At 64.6% G+C, this 19,738-nt stretch carries 20 protein-coding genes and 1 pseudogene; 13 read left to right on the top strand and 8 right to left on the bottom strand.

The genetic code is table 11. The annotated features are described in order from the left end of the window. On the bottom strand, positions 1-313 hold a 313-nt coding region (locus VTU_RS0111660; RefSeq protein WP_010104390.1), incomplete at its 3' end, for an acyl-CoA dehydrogenase family protein. Between the two features lie 40 nt (positions 314-353). Beyond that, entirely contained in the window at positions 354-1,535 is a 1,182-nt protein-coding gene (locus VTU_RS0111655) for an acyl-CoA dehydrogenase family protein (RefSeq protein WP_010104388.1), read from the bottom strand. 213 nt (positions 1,536-1,748) lie between these two features. On the opposite strand from VTU_RS0111655, the pseudogene fba reads away from it, so the two are divergent. Beyond that, positions 1,749-2,812: pseudogene (gene fba / locus VTU_RS26970) on the top strand (class II fructose-bisphosphate aldolase). A 9-nt stretch (positions 2,813-2,821) separates the two neighbouring features. Here the strand turns inward: fba and VTU_RS0111645 are convergent. Both VTU_RS0111645 and VTU_RS0111640 read right to left on the bottom strand, forming a co-directional pair. Next, positions 2,822-3,247, bottom strand: coding sequence for a type II toxin-antitoxin system VapC family toxin (locus VTU_RS0111645; RefSeq protein ID WP_010104387.1), 426 nt, complete (start codon positions 3,245-3,247; stop codon positions 2,822-2,824). A gap of 6 nt (positions 3,248-3,253) precedes the next feature. Next, a complete protein-coding gene (locus VTU_RS0111640) occupies positions 3,254-3,514 on the bottom strand; it encodes a type II toxin-antitoxin system Phd/YefM family antitoxin (protein ID WP_010104385.1) in 261 nt (86 codons plus the stop codon). A 157-nt stretch (positions 3,515-3,671) separates the two neighbouring features. On the opposite strand from VTU_RS0111640, the gene VTU_RS0111635 reads away from it, so the two are divergent. The 11 genes from VTU_RS0111635 to VTU_RS0111590 all read left to right on the top strand — a co-directional run bounded on the left by VTU_RS0111635 (position 3,672) and on the right by VTU_RS0111590 (position 14,528). After that, positions 3,672-4,787 (top strand): Re/Si-specific NAD(P)(+) transhydrogenase subunit alpha, encoded by a 1,116-nt coding sequence (locus tag VTU_RS0111635; RefSeq protein WP_010104383.1) that lies wholly within the window; start codon positions 3,672-3,674, stop codon positions 4,785-4,787. A 69-nt stretch (positions 4,788-4,856) separates the two neighbouring features. After that, positions 4,857-5,183: an NAD(P) transhydrogenase subunit alpha part 2 gene (locus tag VTU_RS0111630; RefSeq protein WP_010104381.1), complete on the top strand. Its 327-nt coding sequence runs from the start codon at positions 4,857-4,859 to the stop codon at positions 5,181-5,183. Beyond that, positions 5,180-6,604 carry an NAD(P)(+) transhydrogenase (Re/Si-specific) subunit beta gene (locus VTU_RS0111625; RefSeq protein ID WP_010104380.1) on the top strand — a complete coding sequence of 475 codons (1,425 nt, stop codon included), beginning with the start codon at positions 5,180-5,182 and terminating at the stop codon, positions 6,602-6,604. Before VTU_RS0111630 ends, VTU_RS0111625 begins: the two co-directional genes overlap by 4 nt. Positions 6,605-6,730: 126 nt before the next feature. Beyond that, entirely contained in the window at positions 6,731-8,413 is a 1,683-nt protein-coding gene (locus VTU_RS0111620; RefSeq protein ID WP_010104378.1) for a long-chain-fatty-acid--CoA ligase, read from the top strand. 180 nt (positions 8,414-8,593) lie between these two features. After that, positions 8,594-8,899, top strand: a complete 306-nt coding sequence (locus VTU_RS32740; RefSeq protein WP_138927866.1) for a hypothetical protein — start codon at positions 8,594-8,596, stop codon at positions 8,897-8,899. A gap of 146 nt (positions 8,900-9,045) precedes the next feature. Further along, positions 9,046-9,513 (top strand): hypothetical protein, encoded by a 468-nt coding sequence (locus VTU_RS0111615; protein WP_138927865.1) that lies wholly within the window; start codon positions 9,046-9,048, stop codon positions 9,511-9,513. 175 nt (positions 9,514-9,688) lie between these two features. Next, positions 9,689-10,807: a branched-chain amino acid ABC transporter substrate-binding protein gene (locus tag VTU_RS0111610; protein WP_010104374.1), complete on the top strand. Its 1,119-nt coding sequence runs from the start codon at positions 9,689-9,691 to the stop codon at positions 10,805-10,807. 38 nt (positions 10,808-10,845) lie between these two features. Then, entirely contained in the window at positions 10,846-11,772 is a 927-nt protein-coding gene (gene livH, locus VTU_RS0111605; protein WP_010104370.1) for a high-affinity branched-chain amino acid ABC transporter permease LivH, read from the top strand. 7 nt (positions 11,773-11,779) lie between these two features. Further along, positions 11,780-13,051, top strand: a complete 1,272-nt coding sequence (locus VTU_RS0111600; RefSeq protein ID WP_010104368.1) for a high-affinity branched-chain amino acid ABC transporter permease LivM — start codon at positions 11,780-11,782, stop codon at positions 13,049-13,051. Beyond that, on the top strand, positions 13,048-13,827 hold the full coding sequence (gene livG / locus VTU_RS0111595) for a high-affinity branched-chain amino acid ABC transporter ATP-binding protein LivG (protein ID WP_010104367.1): 780 nt from the start codon (positions 13,048-13,050) through the stop codon (positions 13,825-13,827). The genes VTU_RS0111600 and livG overlap by 4 nt, the downstream gene beginning before the upstream one ends. Beyond that, on the top strand, positions 13,827-14,528 hold the full coding sequence (locus VTU_RS0111590; RefSeq protein WP_010104366.1) for an ABC transporter ATP-binding protein: 702 nt from the start codon (positions 13,827-13,829) through the stop codon (positions 14,526-14,528). Before livG ends, VTU_RS0111590 begins: the two co-directional genes overlap by 1 nt. Positions 14,529-14,586: 58 nt before the next feature. Here VTU_RS0111590 and pncA read toward each other — a convergent pair whose 3' ends face one another. Then, positions 14,587-15,282, bottom strand: coding sequence for a bifunctional nicotinamidase/pyrazinamidase (gene pncA / locus VTU_RS0111585; protein ID WP_029554322.1), 696 nt, complete (start codon positions 15,280-15,282; stop codon positions 14,587-14,589). Positions 15,283-15,669: 387 nt separating this feature from the next. On the opposite strand from pncA, the gene VTU_RS0111580 reads away from it, so the two are divergent. Continuing rightward, positions 15,670-16,287, top strand: a complete 618-nt coding sequence (locus tag VTU_RS0111580) for a LysE family translocator (protein ID WP_010104364.1) — start codon at positions 15,670-15,672, stop codon at positions 16,285-16,287. An 89-nt stretch (positions 16,288-16,376) separates the two neighbouring features. On the opposite strand, the gene VTU_RS0111575 is transcribed toward VTU_RS0111580, so the two are convergent. From VTU_RS0111575 to VTU_RS0111565, 3 genes are all read right to left on the bottom strand, one after another. Next, positions 16,377-17,141, bottom strand: a complete 765-nt coding sequence (locus VTU_RS0111575; protein WP_010104363.1) for an ABC transporter ATP-binding protein — start codon at positions 17,139-17,141, stop codon at positions 16,377-16,379. 20 nt (positions 17,142-17,161) lie between these two features. Further along, the gene (locus tag VTU_RS0111570; RefSeq protein WP_010104362.1) at positions 17,162-18,685 is read right to left on the bottom strand and encodes a M81 family metallopeptidase; all 1,524 of its coding nucleotides are present in this window, start codon (positions 18,683-18,685) and stop codon (positions 17,162-17,164) included. Further along, positions 18,682-19,738, bottom strand: a 1,057-nt coding sequence (locus VTU_RS0111565; protein WP_010104360.1) for an aminotransferase, incomplete at its 5' end; no start/stop codon positions are given. The genes VTU_RS0111570 and VTU_RS0111565, both read right to left, overlap by 4 nt.

Genomic DNA, 19,738 nt, shown 5'->3' with positions numbered 1-19,738 from the left:
GCACGGCGGCCGGCGCGTGCTTCGACAGCACGCTGCCCGCGATGAAGGCCTGCGCAATCGGCTCCAGGACGATTCCGCGGCCCAGTTCCTCGGCCACCACCATGGCGTCGATCGCGCCCTGGCCCATGCCGCCGTGGGCTTCGGGCAGCGTCAGGGCCATGAGGCCCAGAGCGGCGAGCTCGTTCCATGCCGCGCGCGCAAAGCCCCCCGCGGCCACGATGGCCCGGCGGCGCTCGAAGCCGTAGCCCCTGTCCACCCATTTGCGCACGGCGTCGCGCAGCTGCGCTTGGTCGTCGGAAAAATCGAAATCCATGTTCTTGCCTCCCCGGGATGGAACTGCGCGCGCGCCACGCTCAACCGAGCAGGGTCTGCGCGACGATGTTGCGCTGCACCTCGTTTGAGCCGCCGTAGATGGTGGTCTTGCGCAGGTTGAAATAGCTTGGCGCAAGCGCGGCGTTGGCCGCGACGCCGCCGGGAAAGTCGCCCTGCCAGCCGGCCTCCATGGCCTCTTCGATGAAGGGCAGCGAGAACGGGCCGGCGGCGAGCATCATCAGCTCGGCAAGGCGCTGCTGGATCTCGCTGCCGCGGATCTTGAGCAGGCCGGCGATGTCCAGCGGGTTCTTGCCCGACTTCTCCGCCGAGAGCACGCGCAGCACCAGCATTTCGAGCGCCACGACGTCCACCTCGAGCAGCGCGATCTGGTCGCGCAGGCGTGCGTCGTCCCACACGCCTTCTGCCTTGGCGATGCGCTTCAGGCGCTCGAGCTCGCGCTTGCTGCGGTTCACGTCGGCGATATTCGTGCGCTCGTGCGCGAGCAGGTGCTTGGCGTAGGTCCAGCCCTTGTTCTCTTCTCCGACCAGGTTCTCGGCGGGCACCTCGACCTTGTCGAAGAACACCTCGTTGACCTCGCACTCGCCGTCGAGCAACTTGATCGGGCGCACGGTGACGCCGGGCGACTTCATGTCCAGCAGCAGGAACGAGATGCCGGCCTGGGGCTTGCCCTCGGTGCTGGTGCGCACCAAGTTGAACATCCAGTCGCCGTACTGGCCCAAGGTGGTCCAGGTTTTCTGGCCGTTCACGATGTACTTGTCGCCCACGCGCTCGGCGCGGGTCTTGATCGAGGCCAGGTCCGAGCCCGATCCCGGTTCGCTGTAGCCCTGGCTCCACCACACCTCGCCGCTGGCGATCCCGGGCAGGAAGCGCCTTTGCTGCGCGGCGCTGCCGAAGGCCATGAGCACCGGCGCGACCATCACCGGACCGAACGGGATGATGCGGGGCGTGCCGGCCAGCGCGCATTCCTCTTCGAACAGGTGCTTTTGCACCACGGTCCAGCCGGGACCGCCAAACTCCCGGGGCCAGCCAAAGCAGAGCCAGCCCTTCTTGCCCAGAATCCTGGCCCAGTCTTGGTAGTCGGCACGGGTCAGCCGCAGCGCGTTGCGCACCTTGCGGGAAATGTCCTGGGGCAGATGGGCGCGGACCCAGGCGCGAACCTCCTCGCGGAAGGCCTGTTCTTCGGGGGTGAATGCGAGATCCATGCGCTGCGTCTCCTGGGTGCGGCGCAGTTGTAGCACGGTCGTTCGTTTTTACTCTGTCCAGATGGCGACATGGGATCGGGGCCCGCCGGGTTCGCATGGATTCATCCGTTCCGCCGGTGATGCTGACCCTCGGTAAAATCACCGACTCCGAAGCGGCGACCACACCGCAATACCCGGCCCCCAACCCTGAACGTCCGAACGGACCCTACGACCATGCCCCTCGTTTCGATGCGCGAACTGCTCGACCATGCGGCCAGCAATGGCTATGGCATTCCGGCCTTCAACGTGAACAATCTGGAACAGGTCCAGGCCGTGATGGCGGCCGCGCACGAGACCGGCGCGCCCGTGATCCTGCAGGCCAGCGCGGGCGCGCGCAAGTACGCGGGCGAGCCCTTCATCAAGCACCTGATCCAGGCGGCCGCCGAGGCCTTTCCGCATATTCCGCTGGTGATGCACCAGGACCACGGCACATCGCCCAAGGTCTGCCAGGGCGCGATCGACCTGGGCTTTGGCTCGGTGATGATGGACGGCTCGCTGATGGAAGACGGCAAGACCCCGCCTCGTTCGACTACAACGTGGACGTGACGCGCAGGGTGGTCGCGATGGCGCACAAGGTGGGCGTCACCGTCGAGGGCGAACTCGGCTGCCTGGGCAACCTGGAGACCGGCGACGCCGGCGAGGAAGACGGCATCGGCGCCGCTGGCCGGCTCGACCACAGCCAGATGCTCACCGACCCCGAGGAGGCCGCCGTGTTCGTGCAAGCCACGCAGCTCGACGCGCTGGCGATCGCCATCGGCACCAGCCATGGCGCCTACAAGTTCAGCCGCCGGCCCACGGGCGACATTCTGGCGATCGACCGCGTGAAGGAAATCCACCAGCGCCTTCCGAACACGCATCTGGTGATGCACGGCTCCTCGTCGGTGCCCGCCGAGTTGCTTGCCGAAATCAACCAGTACGGCGGCAAGATCAAGGAAACCTACGGCGTTCCCGTCGAGGAAATCCAGGAAGCCATCCGGCATGGCGTGCGCAAGATCAACATCGACACGGACGTCCGCCTGGCCATGACGGCCGCGGTGCGCAAGTTCCTGTTTGAAAACCCCGAGAAGTTCGACGCCCGCGAGTGGCTCAAACCGGCGCGCGAGGCCGCCAAGGCGGTTTGCCGGCAGCGTTACATCGCGTTCGGTTGCGAGGGCCAGGGCGCCAGGATCGAGGGGCACGGCCTGTCGGCGATGGCCTCCCGGTACGCCTCGGGCGCGCTCGCGCAGGAGGTGCACTGACGGACGCTGTCAATCGACAGCGGTTTGCGTCCAGGGGTCGTGGATTTTGACGCCCGTTCCGGCGAAGTCGGCGAGGTTTCGCGTCACCACGGTAAAGCCGTGCTCCAGGGCGGTCGCAGCGATCAGGGAGTCTCCCAGGGGGCGTGGATTCGGCACGTGCAGACTTGCGCACACCCACGCCGTGCGCGCCGTGATGGGCAGGATGCGGTCCTCGAAGCGCTCGGTGGTTCGTTCCGCCCAGGCCCGCAGGTGCGCGCCTTGCACGGGGTCCTTGCGCTGCATGCGCTGCACCCCGATCTCCAGTTCCATGAGCGTTACGGCCGAGAGGTAGAGCCCGGCCATGGGCTGCTGGCTTGCCCATGCCCTCACCGCCTGCGCAGCCCGCGGCTTGTTGGCGCGCAGCTCGGCCAGGACGCAGGTGTCGAGAATGAACACGCCGAATCAGCCGAGCTCGGTCTCGCGGGGCCAGTCGCGAACGCGCTCCGCCGGAAAATCGATTCCTGGCGGGCAAGCAATGGCGTCCATGGCGTCCAGGAGGGTGCGGGGTTTCTCGCCCGCCAACCGGTAGTAGTCCTCGATCCTGAGCAGTGCCAACGCGGGCCTTCCCCTGTCCGTGATGAACACCGGGCCCGCGCTGGTGGCCTTCTTCGCCGTGGCCAAGTCGCGTGCGAAGTCGCGTGATGAAACGGTGGTGATGGTCATTTGCGGCATCCTCTGTCTGGCGATGCATGCATGTTATGACAGAACGGCGGAGAAATCAGACCAGGCGACCGGGGCGGGGACGCGGCAGTAAGGGAGATTTCTTCATGTAAGCTCGCGCCCGGCAAGCAGTCTCAACAGACCCCATCGAGGAGATGACATGCAAATTGGAGTGCCTGCGGAATCCATGGCAGGCGAGACCCGGGTCGCCGCAACGCCCGAGACGGTCAAAAAGCTCAAGGCCCAGGGGCACGTGCTGCGCATCGAAGCCGGTGCGGGCATCGCGGCGAGCGTTCCCGATGCGGCCTACGTGGCCGCCGGGGCGGAGATTTCCGACGCCGCGGCGGCCTGGAGCGCGGACCTGGTGCTCAAGGTCCGCTGCCCCGTGGAGGCCGAAACGCCGCGGCTGCGCGCTGGCGCCACGCTGGTGGGCATGCTCAATCCCTTCGATGCCGCGGGCCTGCAACGGCTGGCCACTGCGGGGGTGACGGCCTACGCGCTGGAAGCGGCTCCGCGCACCACGCGGGCGCAGAGCATGGACGTGCTGTCCTCGCAGGCGAATATCGCCGGCTACAAGGCCGTGCTGATTGCCGCGGACCGCTACCAGCGCTTCTTCCCCATGCTCATGACCGCTGCGGGCACCGTGAAGGCCGCGCGCGTGGTGATCCTGGGCGTGGGGGTCGCGGGGCTGCAGGCCATCGCCACGGCGAAGCGGCTCGGGGCCGTGATCGAGGCCTCCGACGTGCGTCCCGGCGTCAAGGAGCAGGTGGAATCGCTGGGCGCGCGGTTCATCGACGTGCCCTGCACGACGCAGGAGGAAAGGGACGCCGCCGAGGGCGTGGGGGGCTACGCCCGGCCCATGCCGCAAAGCTGGCTCGAGCGCCAGAAGGTGGAGGTGGCCAAGCGCGTGGCGCAGGCCGACGTGCTCATCAGCACCGCGCTGATCCCGGGCCGACCCGCGCCGGTGCTGGTCACCGAGGACATGGTCCGATCGATGAAGGCCGGGTCGGTGATCGTCGACATCGCCGCCCCGCAAGGCGGCAACTGCCCGCTCACCGAAGCCGGCAAGACCGTCGTCAAGCATGGCGTCACGCTGGTGGGCGAGACCAATCTGCCCGCGCTCGTGGCGGCCGACGCGTCGGCGCTGTACGCGCGCAACGTGCTGGACTTTCTCAAACTCATCGTCAACCCGGACGGTGCGCTGCACATGGACTTGCAGGACGACATCGTCGCGGCCTGCCTCGTGGCGCACGCGGGCACGGTGAAACGCGCATGAGCCGACTGCAGGATCTGCGGGACAGGCATCCCCCCACCCGCTGAATGCAATGCCCAACGAAGGACTCCCATGGACGCCGTCTCCCCCACCCTGATCAATCTCATCATCTTCGTGCTCGCGATCTACGTGGGCTACCACGTTGTGTGGACCGTCACGCCAGCCTTGCACACGCCGCTCATGGCGGTGACGAATGCCGTCTCGGCGATCGTGATCGTGGGCGCCATGCTCGCCGCGGCCCTCACGGAGACTGCGCTGGGCAAGAGCATGGGCGTGCTCGCCGTGGCGCTGGCCGCGGTGAACGTCTTCGGCGGCTTTCTCGTCACGCGGCGCATGCTCGAAATGTTCAAGAAAAAGGAAAGAAAAGCCGCCCCCGGCGCGCAGGGAGGCCCGGCATGAGCATGAATCTCGTCACGCTGCTGTACCTGGTCGCCAGCGTCTGCTTCATCCAGGCCCTCAAGGGCCTGTCGCATCCCACCACGTCGATCCGTGGCAACGTCTTTGGCATGCTCGGCATGGCGATCGCCGTCCTGACCACGGCGGCGCTCGTCGTGACGCTGTCCGGGGGCCGGGCCGAGGGCATGGTGTACGTGCTCGCCGCGCTGCTGCTCGGGGGGGGCGCTGGCGCTTTCATGGCGCATCGGGTGGAGATGACCAGGATGCCCGAGCTCGTGGCCTTCATGCACAGCATGATCGGCTTGGCGGCGGTGTTCATCGCCGTCGCGGCGGTGGCCGAGCCCTGGGCCTTCCAGATCGTGGCCAAAGGGCAGCCGATCCCGGCGGGCAACCGGCTCGAACTCTTTCTGGGCGCGGCCATCGGCGCCATCACGTTCAGCGGCTCGGTGATCGCGTTCGGCAAGCTCTCGGGCAAGTACCGGTTGCGCCTGTTCCAGGGTGCGCCGGTGCAGTTTGCCGGCCAGCATCTGCTGAACCTGGTGCTGGGGCTGGCGACCGTGGGGCTGGGCCTGCTGTTCATGTTCAGCGGGAACTGGGCGGCGTTTTTTGCCATGCTGGCGCTGTCCTTCGTGCTCGGCGTGCTGATCATCATTCCGATTGGCGGTGCGGACATGCCGGTGGTGGTGTCCATGCTCAACAGCTACTCGGGCTGGGCGGCGGCCGGAATCGGCTTCTCGCTGAACAACGCCATGCTGATCATCGCGGGGTCGCTGGTCGGCAGTTCCGGCGCGATCCTGAGCTACATCATGTGCAAGGCCATGAACCGCTCGTTCTTCAACGTGATCCTGGGCGGCTTTGGCGGCGACGCCACGGCCGCCGCAGCGGGCGGCCAGGCGCAGCGCAGCGTGAAGAGCGGCAGCGCCGACGACGCGGCCTTCGTGCTCGGCAACGCCGAAACCGTGGTCATCGTTCCGGGCTACGGGCTGGCCGTGGCGCGCGCCCAGCACGCCGTCAAGGAACTGGCCGCCAAGCTCGGGGAAAAGGGCGTGAGCGTGAAATACGCGATTCATCCCGTCGCCGGCCGCATGCCCGGCCACATGAACGTGCTGCTGGCCGAGGCCGAGGTGCCCTACGACCAAGTCTTCGAGATGGAAGACATCAACGGCGAATTCGGCCAAATCGACGTGGCCATCATCCTTGGCGCGAACGACGTGGTCAACCCCGCGGCGCACACCAAGGGCAGCCCGATCTACGGCATGCCGATCCTCGAGGCCTACAAGGCCAAGACCGTGATCGTGAACAAGCGCTCGATGGCGGCGGGCTACGCGGGCCTGGACAACGAGCTGTTCTACCTGGACAAAACCATGATGGTCTTCGGCGACGCGAAAAAGATCGTCGAGGACATCGCCAAGGCCATCGAGTAAGAAGAACCCCGTTCGCACGGTCTTTTCCGGGGACTCGCATAGGGGAAAGCACATCCCCGCAGACCCATCCCCGGCGAAGACAATCCCAGGATTCCCCTGGTAGTGAGCAGTTTGGAGGAGACCCATATGACAACTGACCGCCCCTGGCTGGCCGCCTATCCGCAAGGCGTGCCCGCCGACATCGACGCCACGCGCTACGCATCTCTCGTCGCGCTCATGGACGAGGCCTTCGCGAAATACGCCGACCGCGTCGCCTACAGCTTCATGGGCAAGGACGTGAGCTACGCGCAGACCGACGCGCTGAGCAGGGCGTTCGCGGCCTACCTGCAGGGCCTGGGCCTGGCCCCGGGCGAGCGCGTGGCGATCATGCTGCCCAACGTGCCGCAGTACCCCGTGGTGGTCGCGGCGATCCTGCGCGCGGGCCTGGTGGTGGTCAACGTGAACCCGTTGTACACCCCGCGCGAGCTCGAGCACCAGCTCAAGGACTCGGGCGCCAAGGCCATCGTGCTCATCGAGAACTTTGCCACCACGCTGGAGCAATGCCTGGCCCGCACGCCCGTCGAGCACGTGGTGCTGTGCGCCATGGGCGACCAGCTCGGCCTGCTCAAGGGCGCGCTGGTGAACTACGTGGTGCGCAAGGTCAAGAAAATGGTTCCGGCCTATGCGCTGCCGCGCGCCGTGCGCTTCAACGACGCCCTGGCGCAGGGCACGCAGGGCACGCTGCGCAAACCCGGCATCGCGCCCGACGACATCGCACTGCTGCAGTACACCGGCGGCACCACGGGCGTGAGCAAGGGCGCGGTGCTGTTGCACCGCAACGTGATCGCGAACGTGCTGCAGACCGAGGCCTGGAACGCCCCCGCGATGGAGAAGATCCCCGCTGGCGAACAGCCCACCGCCGTCTGCGCGCTGCCGCTCTACCACATCTTCGCGTTCACCGTGAACATGATGCTTTCCATGCGCTTGGGCGGCAAAACCATCCTGATCCCCAATCCGCGCGACCTGCCCGCCGTGCTCAAGGAACTGTCCAAGCACCGCTTCCACAGCTTCCCGGCCGTCAGCACCCTGTTCAATGGCTTGGCGAACCACCCGGACTTTGGCAGCGTTGACTGGACGAACCTCAGGGTCTCGCTCGGCGGCGGCATGGCGGTGCAGGACGCAGTGGCCAAGCTCTGGCTGGAGAAGACCGGCTGCCCCGTCTGCGAGGGCTACGGCCTTTCGGAAACCAGCCCCTCGGTCAGCTGCAACCTGGTGACGGTGACCGAATTCACCGGCACCATCGGCGTGCCGATTCCGGGCACCTGGATGAAACTGCTCGACGACGAAGGCAAGGAAGTGACGCAACCCGGCCAGCCCGGAGAGATCGCCATCAAAGGCCCGCAGGTGATGGCCGGCTACTGGCAGCGCCCCGAAGAAACCGCGCAGGCCATGACCGCGGACGGCTACTTCAAGTCCGGCGACATCGGCGTGATCGACGGGCGCGGCTTCTTCAAGATCATCGACCGCAAAAAGGACATGGTGCTGGTCAGCGGCTTCAACGTCTACCCCAACGAGGTCGAGCAGGTCGTTGCCAACTGCCCCGGTGTGCTCGAATGCGCCGTGGTCGGCGTGCCCGATGAAAAGACCGGCGAAGCCGTGAAACTCGTCGTCGTGAAAAAGTCCGCAGACCTGACCGAGGCCCAGCTGCGCGAGTTCTGCCACAAGGAACTCACGGGCTACAAGCAGCCCAAGCTGATCGAGTTCCGCACCGAGCTGCCCAAGACCCCGGTGGGCAAGATCCTGCGCCGCGAGCTGCGCGACAAGAAATGACGGGCAGCACCCATGGGTTCACAGGGGGGTGGGCCTTGCGCGAAAATGGACGGGGTCAGGGTTCGACTGCCGCTGCATGGCTATGCGCCACGCATGTGCCCATGCTGAACTTGATATCACAGGATGATTGTTCGGGGCCATGATCTGGTAGAGTCCGGATGAACTCAAAAGGGAAATCCGATGGTTATACAAACGACAACCAATATCAAGGTCGAAGGTTGGAAATTCGCGAATGACTACAAATATGTGGACGTTAAGGGCGGAGCGTTTGCAGTAAGTGTTATGCGCGGAGAACCATCCGGCGACCCAGTCGTGTTGATCCATGCGCTACGGGTACAGTTTCATATCACTACCGATAACATGCAGGACCAGCCAGTGAGCCATCCAGTGAATTGTGCATTGGCAACTCTGGAAATGACGGAGGCCGACGCCCGGAGACTGCATGAAACGCTCGGAGGACTGCTCAGCGGTTCATCGGCCAAATAATGACAGTGAAATTGCAATCAGTTGGCCAAGAAACGGGCCAGTCGTCAATCTCCGAAAGCTCCTATTCCAGGAGCGAAGCGTCTACCATTTCCAATAATATCCGATTGGTGTACAGTAGCAGAGGAGTACTTACTGATCCTGAAAATATGAAAGCCAACGGGCTCACAGAAACTGCACAGCATGTGGAGCCCGGAGATTTTAATGACCCGAATCAGGCGCCATTGGCTGATGATTCCGCCACTACCACTGCAGTTATGACCGAAGTAACCAAAGATCTCCTGGATGCAAAACTCGAAGCCATCGAAGTCCGGATGGATGCGCGCATCGCGTCAATTGAGGGCAAGTTCAATATCATGTTCTCGAAGATGGAGAGCATGCAAGAACAGTTTACCGAGGTACGCAAAGAGGGCAAGGCAGATGCCAAGATGACAAGGAACATCATCATTGCGACGGGCATCACGGTGGTTTTCGGTATCGCTGCGTTCAATGCGACCGTCCTGTCCAATATGGTCGCCAGTTTCGACGCGGGCAGAAACACGGCACTGGCCATCATGGATGCCAGGGTCCAGGCGCAGCAGCCGACACCACCACCGGCAAAGCCCGCCTCTCACTGACGACCGCAGCCCGCCGCTCTGTCGGGTGGCACCGACGCTAAGGGATTTCCCGGCCAAAGGAAGATCTGGCACGACAATTGATATCCTTTTCGGACGATGCGCCCATCGCTTGCGTGGCGCTTCGGACTGTAGACTTCGGCCCGCGCCCATCCACTTCAACCCAGAGGAGACTGCCATGCAATCCAGGATTCGTCCCCATTCGATCGCGGCCGCTGCCGCGCTTGCCATTCTTGGCCTGTCCGCGCACGCGGATACGGTGAAGATCGCCATCGCCGGCCCGTCCAGCGGCGCGCTCGCCCAATATGGAGACATGGTCAAGGCCGGCGCCCTGACCGCGATCGAGCAGATCAATGCCGCAGGCGGTGCCGGCGGGAACACGCTGGAGCCGGTCCTGCTGGACGACGCCTGCGAGCCCAAGCAGGCCGTGGCGGTGGCCAACAAGATCGTCAGCCAGGGGATCAAGTTCGTCATCGGCCATGTCTGCTCCGGATCGACCATCCCGAGTGCGGAAATCTACGAGAACGAGGGCGTGGTGATGGTCACGCCGTCGGCCACGGCGCCGCAACTGACCGAGGGCAAGAAGCGCAAGTTCATCTTCCGCACCATTGGCCGCGACGACCAGCAGGGCCCGGCAGCGGCGCAGTACATCATCGCCAAGGTCAAGCCCAAGAAGGTCGCCGTGCTGCACGACAAGCAGTCCTACGGCCAGGGCATCGCTTCCATCGTGAAGAAGGCCCTGGATACGGCCAAGGTTCCCGTCGTGCTCTTCGAGGGGATCAACGCGGGCGACTCCGACTACTCGGCCGTCATCACCAAGCTCAAATCGCTGGGCGTGGACTTCGTCTACTTTGGCGGCTACCACCCGGAAATGGCCCTGCTGCTGCGCCAGGCAAACGAACAGGGCGTGAAGGTGACCTTCATGGGCCCCGAGGGCGTGGGCAACAAGGACGTGACGGCGATCGCCGGAGCGGCCTCCGAGGGCATGCTGCTGACGCTCCCCGCCGACTTCTCGACGGACCCGGCGAACGCGGCAGTCGTCCGGGCCTTTGCCGACAAGCAGCGCGACGTGAATGGCCCGTTTCAGCTGACCGCCTACGCGGGTGTGAAGATCATTGCCGACGCCATGGCCGGCACCAAGAGCGCTGACCCGGCCAAGGTCGCAGACTTCATGCACAAGAACCCCTTCCAGACCCCGATCGGCACGGTCGGCTACGACGCCCAGGGCGACCTGAAGTCGTTCAAGTTCGTCGTCTTCACCTGGCACAAGGACGCCACCAAGACCGCCGCCGACTGAACCCGGAACCCGGGCTACGGCTCGGTGCATCCCAAAAAATGGACGCATTCCTCCCCCAGTTCACCCAGCAGCTGATCAATGGTCTGACGCTGGGTGCGATCTATGCCCTGATCGCCATCGGCTACACGATGGTCTACGGGATCATCGGCATGATCAACTTCGCGCATGGCGAGATCTACATGATCGGCGGCTACGTCGGCCTGGTTGCGCTGACCGCCATCGGCACGCAGGCGGGCTACCCCTTGCCGCTGGTGCTCGGCGCGGCGCTGCTGGTGTCGGTCGTGGTCACGGGGGCGTACGGCTTCGTCATCGAGCGCGTGGCCTACCGTCCCCTGCGCGGCGGGCCCCGGCTGGTTCCGCTGATCTCGGCGATCGGGATGTCGATCTTCTTGCAGAACTACATGCTGATCGGTCAGGGCGCGCGCGACGTCTCCGTTCCCGTCGTCGTCTCCGGTGCCCTGGAGTTCAATATGGGCGGCGACTTCACGGTCACGCTGCCCTACGCGCGCCTGCTGATCGTGGGCGTGACGCTGGTGCTGATGATCGCGCTGACCCTGTTCATCAGCCGATCGCGCATGGGCCGCGCCTGCCGCGCGTGCTCCGAGGACATGCGCATGGCGAACCTGCTGGGAATCGACACCAACAAGGTGATCTCCCTGACCTTCGTGCTCGGCGCCATGCTGGCCGCCGTCGGTGGCGTGCTGATCGGGCTGAGCATCGGAAAACTCAACCCCTTCATCGGCTTCATCGCCGGCATCAAGGCTTTCACGGCCGCGGTGCTCGGCGGTATCGGCAGCGTCCCCGGCGCGATGCTCGGTGGCGTGCTGCTGGGACTGGCCGAGACCTTTGCTTCCGGGTACATGCCCACCGAGTACAAGGACGTGGTGGCCTTCGGCCTGCTCGTCCTCGTCTTGCTGTTTCGCCCCACCGGTCTGCTGGGCAAGCCGGATGTGGAGAAGGTGTGAGGGCCCTTTGACGCAAAGCATTTCCGTTCCATCCCGGGCCCCGTCGGTGCCGCTGCACGCGACGCTGAAGAACGCCACGCTCGCCGCGCTGCTGACGGCGCTGCTGACCATTCCCGTGCTCGGCCTGCGCATCAAGCTCGACGGCTACAAGGTGGTTCTGGAGCCGCACTGGCGTGCGGTCTGGATTGCCATGATCGCGGTGTTCCTGTTCCAGTCGCTCCGGCCCTTTCTTGCCCGCAGGTGCGGCGCCGTGCGGCTGCCGAAGATTGCGGCGCTGGCGCCACGCCAGCAAAGTGCGGCCATCTGGGTCCTGCTCGCGGCCGGCCTGATCTGGCCATTCTTCGGCTCGCGCGGTGCGATCGACGTTGCCACGCTGGCGCTCATCTACGTCATCCTGGGCCTGGGTCTGAACATCGTCGTGGGTTTTGCGGGGCTGCTCGATCTGGGCTACGCGGGCTTTTACGCCGTCGGCGGATACACCTACGCGCTGCTCAACCAGTACTTCGGATTCGGCTTCTGGGAATGCCTGCCGATCGCGGCCCTGATGTCCGCGACGTTCGGCTTCCTGCTCGGCTTTCCGGTGCTGCGCCTGCGCGGCGACTACCTGGCCATCGTCACCCTGGGCTTCGGCGAGATCATCCGCCTGATGCTGAACAACCTCAGCAGCCTGACGGGCGGTCCGGACGGCATCTCCGGGATCCAGAAGCCCACCGTGTTCGGCGTCGAAATGGCGCGCAACGCCAAGGTCGAAGGCGCCCGGACCTTCCACGAACTGCTCGGCTGGACCTACAGCGGCGAGCACATGGTGCTGTACCTGTACCTGCTGGCGCTGCTGCTTGTGGGCTGCACGCTCTTCGTCACCAGCCGGCTGGTCCGCATGCCGATGGGCCGGGCCTGGGAGGCGCTGCGCGAGGACGAGATCGCGTGCCGCTCGCTGGGCCTGAATCCGACGCGCGTCAAGCTCTCGGCGTTCACGCTGGGGGCGGCCTTCGCGGGCCTCGGCGGGGCCTTCTTCGCGGCACGCCAGGGACTGGTGACTCCCGAGTCCTTCACCTTCATCGAATCGGCGCTGATCCTTGCGGTGGTGATCCTCGGGGGCATGGGCTCGCAGCTTGGCGTGATCCTCGCCGCCATCTTGCTCACCGTGCTGCCGGAACTGGCGCGCGGCTTCGCGGAGTACCGCATGCTGATCTTCGGTCTGGTGATGGTCCTGATGATGATGTGGCGCCCGCAGGGCCTGCTGCCCGCGAGCCGTCCCCACGTGGAATTGCCGCAATGACCGACGTCCAGCGACCGGAACTGCTCGGTGTCTCCGGTCTGCAAATGCGCTTCGGGGGCCTGCTCGCCGTTGACGGCGTGGATTTCGGCGTCCGCCGCAACGAGGTCTTCGCCATCATCGGCCCCAACGGGGCGGGCAAGACCACGGTGTTCAATTGCGTCGGCGGCTTCTACAAGCCCAGCAGCGGCCAGGTGCTGCTCGACGGACAGTGCATTACGGGCCTGCCGAGCCATCTGGTGGCGCAAAAGGGATTGGTGCGCACCTTCCAGAACGTCCGCCTCTTCAAGCAATTGACCGTGGTCGAGAACCTGATGGTGGCGCAGCATCGCCAGGTCAAGAGCGGGCTCCTGCATGGCCTGTTCGCCACGCCGGCGTACCGCCGGGCCGAGCGCGAGGCGCTCGAGCGCTGCGCCCACTGGCTGGACCGCATGGGCCTGACGCAGTTCGCCAACCGGGAGGCCGCAACGCTCTCCTACGGCCACCAGCGCCGCCTGGAGATTGCGCGCTGCATGATCACCAAGCCCTGTCTGCTCATGCTCGACGAGCCTGCCGCGGGCCTGAATCCGCAAGAGAAGATCGAACTGCAGCAACTCATCGACAGCCTGCGCTGCGAGTTCGGCATCGCGGTGCTGCTGATCGAGCACGACATGAGCCTGGTGATGGGCGTCTCCGACCGCATCCTGGTGATGGAACACGGCCGCCCGATCGTCACCGGCAAGCCGGAAGCGGTGCGCAATGACCCGCGCGTGATCAAGGCCTACCTGGGAGAGGACTGATGCTGGAACTGGAGCAGGTCCACACCCACTACGGCGCCGTGCAGGCGCTGTGCGGCGTATCCATGGAGGTCAGAAAGGGCGAGATCGTCACCCTGATCGGCAGCAACGGCGCGGGCAAGACGACGCTGATGATGACCGTCTGCGGCGCTCCGCGCGCCTCCAGCGGGCGCGTGCTGTTCGACGGCCAGGACATCACGCACCGCAGTACCCACGAAATCATGCGCTTGGGGCTGGCGATCGCGCCCGAGGGCCGGCGCATCTTTCCCGGCCTGACCGTTCTCGAGAACCTGCAGATGGGCGGCTTCTTTGCCGACCGCCATGTGCTCGAGGAGGACCTCGAGCGCATGTTCAAGCTGTTTCCGAGGCTGAACCAGCGCGCGGGACAGCGCGCCGGCACCATGTCGGGCGGCGAGCAGCAGATGCTCGCGATCGGCCGCGCCCTGATGAGCCGACCCCGGCTGCTGCTGCTCGACGAGCCCACGCTCGGCCTGGCGCCCTTGGTCATCGCGCAGATCTTCGACATCATCCGCACGATCCGCGACGACGGCGTCACCGTTTTCCTGGTCGAGCAGAACGCCAACAAGGCGCTGCAGGTCGCCGATCGCGGGTACGTGCTGGAAACCGGGCGCGTGGTGCTGGCCGACACCGGCAAGAATCTGCTGGCCAATGACCGGGTAAAAATGGCCTACCTCGGGGTTTGAAGATCAGGCACCGGCCACCACCGCTTTGCGCGGCTTGCGCGCCGACGACGGCCTGCTGTCAGGCGATGCGCAGGTCGCCGGACTGTATGCGCCGCACGCCCCGGGCCAGCATCTGCTTCCAGGCGGCCGAGAGCGAGCCGTCGAGGTCGATGGCGCGGCAGGCGTCCTCGATGACATGGGCCTCGAAGCCCAGGCGCCGCGCGTCGAGCGCCGTCCAGGCGACGCAGAAGTCGGTCGCCAGGCCGGCGACGAACACGCGCCTGATTCCGCGCTGCCGGAGGTAGCCGGCCAGGCCGGTGGTGGTTTTGCGGTCGGCCTCCGTGAACGCGGAGTAGCTGTCCACGTGCGGATGAAAGCCCTTGCGCAGGATCAGCTGCGCCCGGGGCAGCTGCAGGTCCCTGTGCAGCGCCGCGTCCTCGCTGCCCTGCACGCAGTGGTCGGGCCACAGCACCTGCTGGCCGTAAGCGAGCCGGGTGCTGTCAAAGGGCTTCTTGCCCGCATGGGCGCTCGCGAAGGACGCATGGCCCGGGGGATGCCAGTCCTGCGTGATGACCACGTTTTCAAAGGCCGTGGCGATGCGGTTGACGACCGGAACCACCTCGTCGCCCCGGACCACGGGCAGCGCTCCGCCGGGGATAAAGCCGTTTTGCACGTCGACCACGATGAGCACCGCACGCCCGTCGGGCCGGATTCCAGTCGCCGCGCCGGACGCGGGGATTGCGGCACTGGGGCGACGCTGTGGGGCAGATTCCATGCTGGACATCATTTGAACACTCCGGTTGGAAACACAGGCACATATCGGTCACGGGGGCCAAGGGATTTCCGCCCAGCCAGGCGCGGTGCACCGGCCCGGTGGCGGCGAGTTCGGCAAAGAGCCTATTCTGCTCGGACAGCAGAATGCTCTCAGCATCTGCGCAGGATGTTCCCGGGTTCGTCCGCCGCCGGCCTGCGGTCGGCAGCAGCGCCCGCGCGCTGGTGTGATTCGCCCTGTGCACGAAACAGCCAATAACCATGCTCCCATATCAACTATTCTTCCTGCTTCATACTGGGCACCGCAACCCATGTGCCGTGGCACCACCACGGGTCCGTGTTCGCTCGACTTCAAACCCCGGCCTCCGGGCCTGCACACGGAGTCTTCCCCATGCTTGCAGCCGCTTTGATCTACATATTCGCCGTCATCAGCCCGGGACCCAATTTCCTCTTGGTCAGCCGGTTTGCGGCCGCCAACTCGATTCGTGCGGGAGTTGGGGCATCGATGGGCATCGTCATGGTCGGTCTGATGTTTTCCATATCGTCGGTGACCGGATTGGCCGTGCTGATCCACAACTATCCGTGGTTCAGTCCGATCGCCACCATGGCCGGAGCCATTTATCTGATCTATATCGCCTTCCTGCTGGCGCGCAACGCGATGAAGTCTGCGGATCCTGCAGCAGGCAAACCACAGGCCATGCTCCCTATGGGGTTTTGGCGCGCATGGCGTACCGGGGTATTGATCAATTTGACCAATATGAAGACCATTGCATTCATGGTGAGCATATTTGCCGGTTTTCTGGCGGTAGAGCGCAGTCTGCTGGAGAAGGCTGCCGTGATCGCCATTTGCAGCAGCTTTGAAATCCTGTGGTATTCGAGCGTCGCATTGATTTTTGGCCAAAGCCTGGTGCAAAGCCTGTATCTTCGGTACGGTCGCCAGATCGATGCCTGCATGGCCGTCTTTCTGCTGCTGTTCGCCGTGCAGACCCTGCTCATGATCCGCTGGTGAGCGGGCATTCTGACGCACTCCGGTCCGGGCTGAGTTCGGGTTGCCATGGCGTCAATCTGCTCGGCCTGCGCTGAGTTTGGCGGCAACGCCTATTTGAGCGCGCCAGACAGGAACTGTTGCAGGCGAACGCTTTGCGGGCTGGTCAATACGGTGGCAGGCAGTCCTTGCTCTTCGATTCTTCCTTGGTGCAGAAAGATCACCTGGCTGGATACATTGCGCGCAAACCCCATTTCATGCGTCACCACGATCATCGTGCGGCCTTCGCGGGCCAGGGCCTGCATGACCGCAAGCACTTCGGATACCAGTTCGGGGTCCAGTGCGCTGGTGGGTTCGTCGAACAACATCACGTCGGGCTCCATCGCCAGCACGCGTGCAATGGCCACACGTTGCTGCTGGCCACCCGACAGATGGGCGGGATAGTCTCGATCACGTTGGCCGACACCCACTTGGTCCAGATAATGGCGGGCACGCTCGACGGCTTGCCCGCGGGACAAGCCGAGTACATGCATGGGTGCTTCGATCACGTTCTCCAATACCGTCATGTGCGACCACAGATTGAAATTCTGGAACACCATGGCAAGGCGGGTGCGCATGCGCTGCAACTGCTTGGCGCAGCTGCAATCCAGATATCCATGGGCACGGCGCTGCAGTGTCAGCGCTTCACCGCGGATGGAAATGCGGCCTTCGCTGGGTTTTTCCAGAAGGTTGATGCAGCGCAGCAAAGTGCTCTTGCCAGATCCGGAGGATCCGATCACGCTGATCACGTCGCCCTTTTCGGCAGACAGGTCAACGCCCTGGAGCACCGCGTGGGGACCATAGGATTTATGCAAATTCTCGACAAGCAACTCAGCCATGGATTCGCCGCCAGGTGATTTCAGGAAAGCCGGTTGCGCGGGAGAAACCGGTAGGGCAGTTGGCGGAAGTCCAGCATGGCCGGGCCTGGAGCGTCAACGTTGATGATGCAGGCCAAGTGGCTCGCAAAGGCGGCCCGGAAATGGTTCTTCGCCTTGATGCACAGCAGGCGAACCTGCTGCAAGTCGATGCCATGCAGGCGGCACCAGGCCATGTCGTTGGGGGATTGGCAAGTCTCCGTCAACACGACCCGCAGCAATGGTTGTTCGATCCCACGCAGTACCGCGGTGCGTCCGATATGGCACGCCAAACCTTGCTCCATGGGACCGTCGTTGACGAAATCACCGTTCGTGAGACGCTCCACCGCAGCGTCAAAGGCGACCGGGGCGCCGTACTCCGGCACGACACGCCCCCCAAGCCGGGCCTGCAAACGCGCACCGACACCCAGAGCATGGCATCGACCGACGAGCACCGGGTCATGAAAGAAGGCGAAGACCGTTTCCTGTCGAAGCGGGTGCGCCATCAATGCGGCAAACAAGCCGGTGGTGTCTCCGCTCCCTCCGGACAGCGGGTTGTCCGCGGGATCTGCAAGGGCAACACATCCCGCGTGCCGCTCCAGATAATCAAACGCCGCGCGCAAGCCCTCGGATGAATTGGGCAACGTGGGCACGAAATCGGCTCGCCGGGCGTGCAGTGCATCCACCATCTTCTGCGCCAACATCGCGGCATGCTGTTTTGCCGCATCAAAGCCGGAATGCTGCAGTGCATCGACGCAGACGGTGATGCTGGATGAGGTCCGGACAGTATCGGCGTAGCCGAAACCGCCAAAAGGCGTGACATCCAGTGCCTGCCGTCGTGCCACCATGCTGTGCGCCATGGTTTCGAGCGCGTGCATCGGGCCCGCCGCGGTGGCCATTGCGTGGCTGGGCAGGACCACCCCCGTACTCGCCACATGGCTGAGCGGGCGAATTTCTCCAAGCAAAGAGCGGTGCAGCAGATTCAGCGCGCGCTCTGCCGTCTCGTACATATCCACGTGCGGATAGGTTTTGTAGCCCACCACGATGTCAGCCAGATCGCCAAGCTGCGGGTCGTGGTTGGCATGCAAATCAAAGCTCAGCGCCAGCGGGATTTTCCCGCCAAGGCACTCGCGTACCCTTTTGACCAGAGCGTAATCGGCGTTATCGTTGTCCAGCGCAAGCATTGCGCCATGCAGAGACAGGTAGACCCCATCCAGGGGATGCAGTGCCTGCAACTGCTGCAATCCATGCACGATGTCATTCGCGATGGCGTCATAGACACCGGTATCCAACGGCCCCCCCGGTGGGGCTGCGGCGCAGCGCAGCACATGCACCTGGTAGTCGGCTGCATGCGCATGCATCCAGTCCACGACCGCGCCCATTTCGATGCGGGTATTTTTGTAACAGGCGACCATGCTCGCCGCGTCATGCCATTCGCGGGCCTGGAAGTCCTTCAGCGTGGTGTGGCGTGGGCAAAAGGAATTGCCTTCAAACCAGAGCCGCGCCACCGCGATATGGCGCTTTTTCATACGCCTTGGGCGAGCACTTCGTCCAGGCTCTTGCGCAGCTTGTGCACCAGTTCGCCAATCTGCGCCTCGGTAATCACCAGCGGCGGGGCGAACACCAGACCATCGCCCACAGCGCGGGTGACCAGCCCATTGGCGAAGCAGTGGTTGCGCACCTTGGTGGCAAAGCCGCCCAGGGGATTGAACGCGGCGCGCCGGGTCTTGTCCGGGCTGAACACGACGCAGGCCATCAGGCCATGGCCGCGCACATGGCCGACCATCGGGTGGTCGAGCAGACGGGCCAGGGCGTTCTGGAAGCAGGGCCCCGTGCGCTCGCCTACCTGCTGGACCAGGCGCTCGCGCTCCATGATCTCAATGTTCTTCAGCGCAGCAGCGGCCGCAGCGGGGTGACCGCTGTAGGTGTAGCCATGGGGAAATCGACCGGGTTTGCTGCGCAGCACCTTGGCTACGCGCTCGCTGACGCCGCTCGCGGAAATCGGCAGGTAGCCAGAAGACAGACCCTTGGCCAGCGTCATCAGGTCGGGCTGGATGCCGAAAGTCTGCGCACCGAACCACGCGCCGGTGCGGCCGAAGCCGGTGATTACCTCGTCGGCTACCAGCAGAATGTCGTACTTGCGGCAGATACGCTGTATTTCTGGCCAATAGGTCTTGGGCGCAACGATGACACCGCCCGCACCCTGGATGGGCTCAGCGAAAAAGGCAGCGATGTTCTCCGCACCGAGTTCCAGAACCTTGGCTTCCAGTGCCTGGGCGGTTTGCAGCCCATATTCATCCTCCGTCATGTCCTGTGCGCAGGCGTACCAATCCGGGTTGGCGATGTGGACGATGCCATCGATCGGGCACGCGGGGATGTCGTGCATGCTGGCCATCCCCGTAAGGCTGGCTGCGGCAATGGTGCTGCCGTGATACGCATTGTTTCGGCTGATGATCACTTTGCGCTCGGGCCTGCCCAGCAACTGCCAGTAGGACTGTGCCAGGCGAATGTTGGTGTCGTTCGCCTCGGACCCGGAGTTGGAGAAAAAGAAGTAATCAATGCCCTCGGGGGTGAGCGTGGAA

The organism is Verminephrobacter aporrectodeae subsp. tuberculatae At4, from assembly GCF_000193225.1.
GTDB classification, from domain to species: Bacteria; Pseudomonadota; Gammaproteobacteria; order Burkholderiales; family Burkholderiaceae_C; genus Acidovorax; species Acidovorax aporrectodeae.
This window is presented reverse-complemented; position numbering and strand designations above follow the sequence as displayed.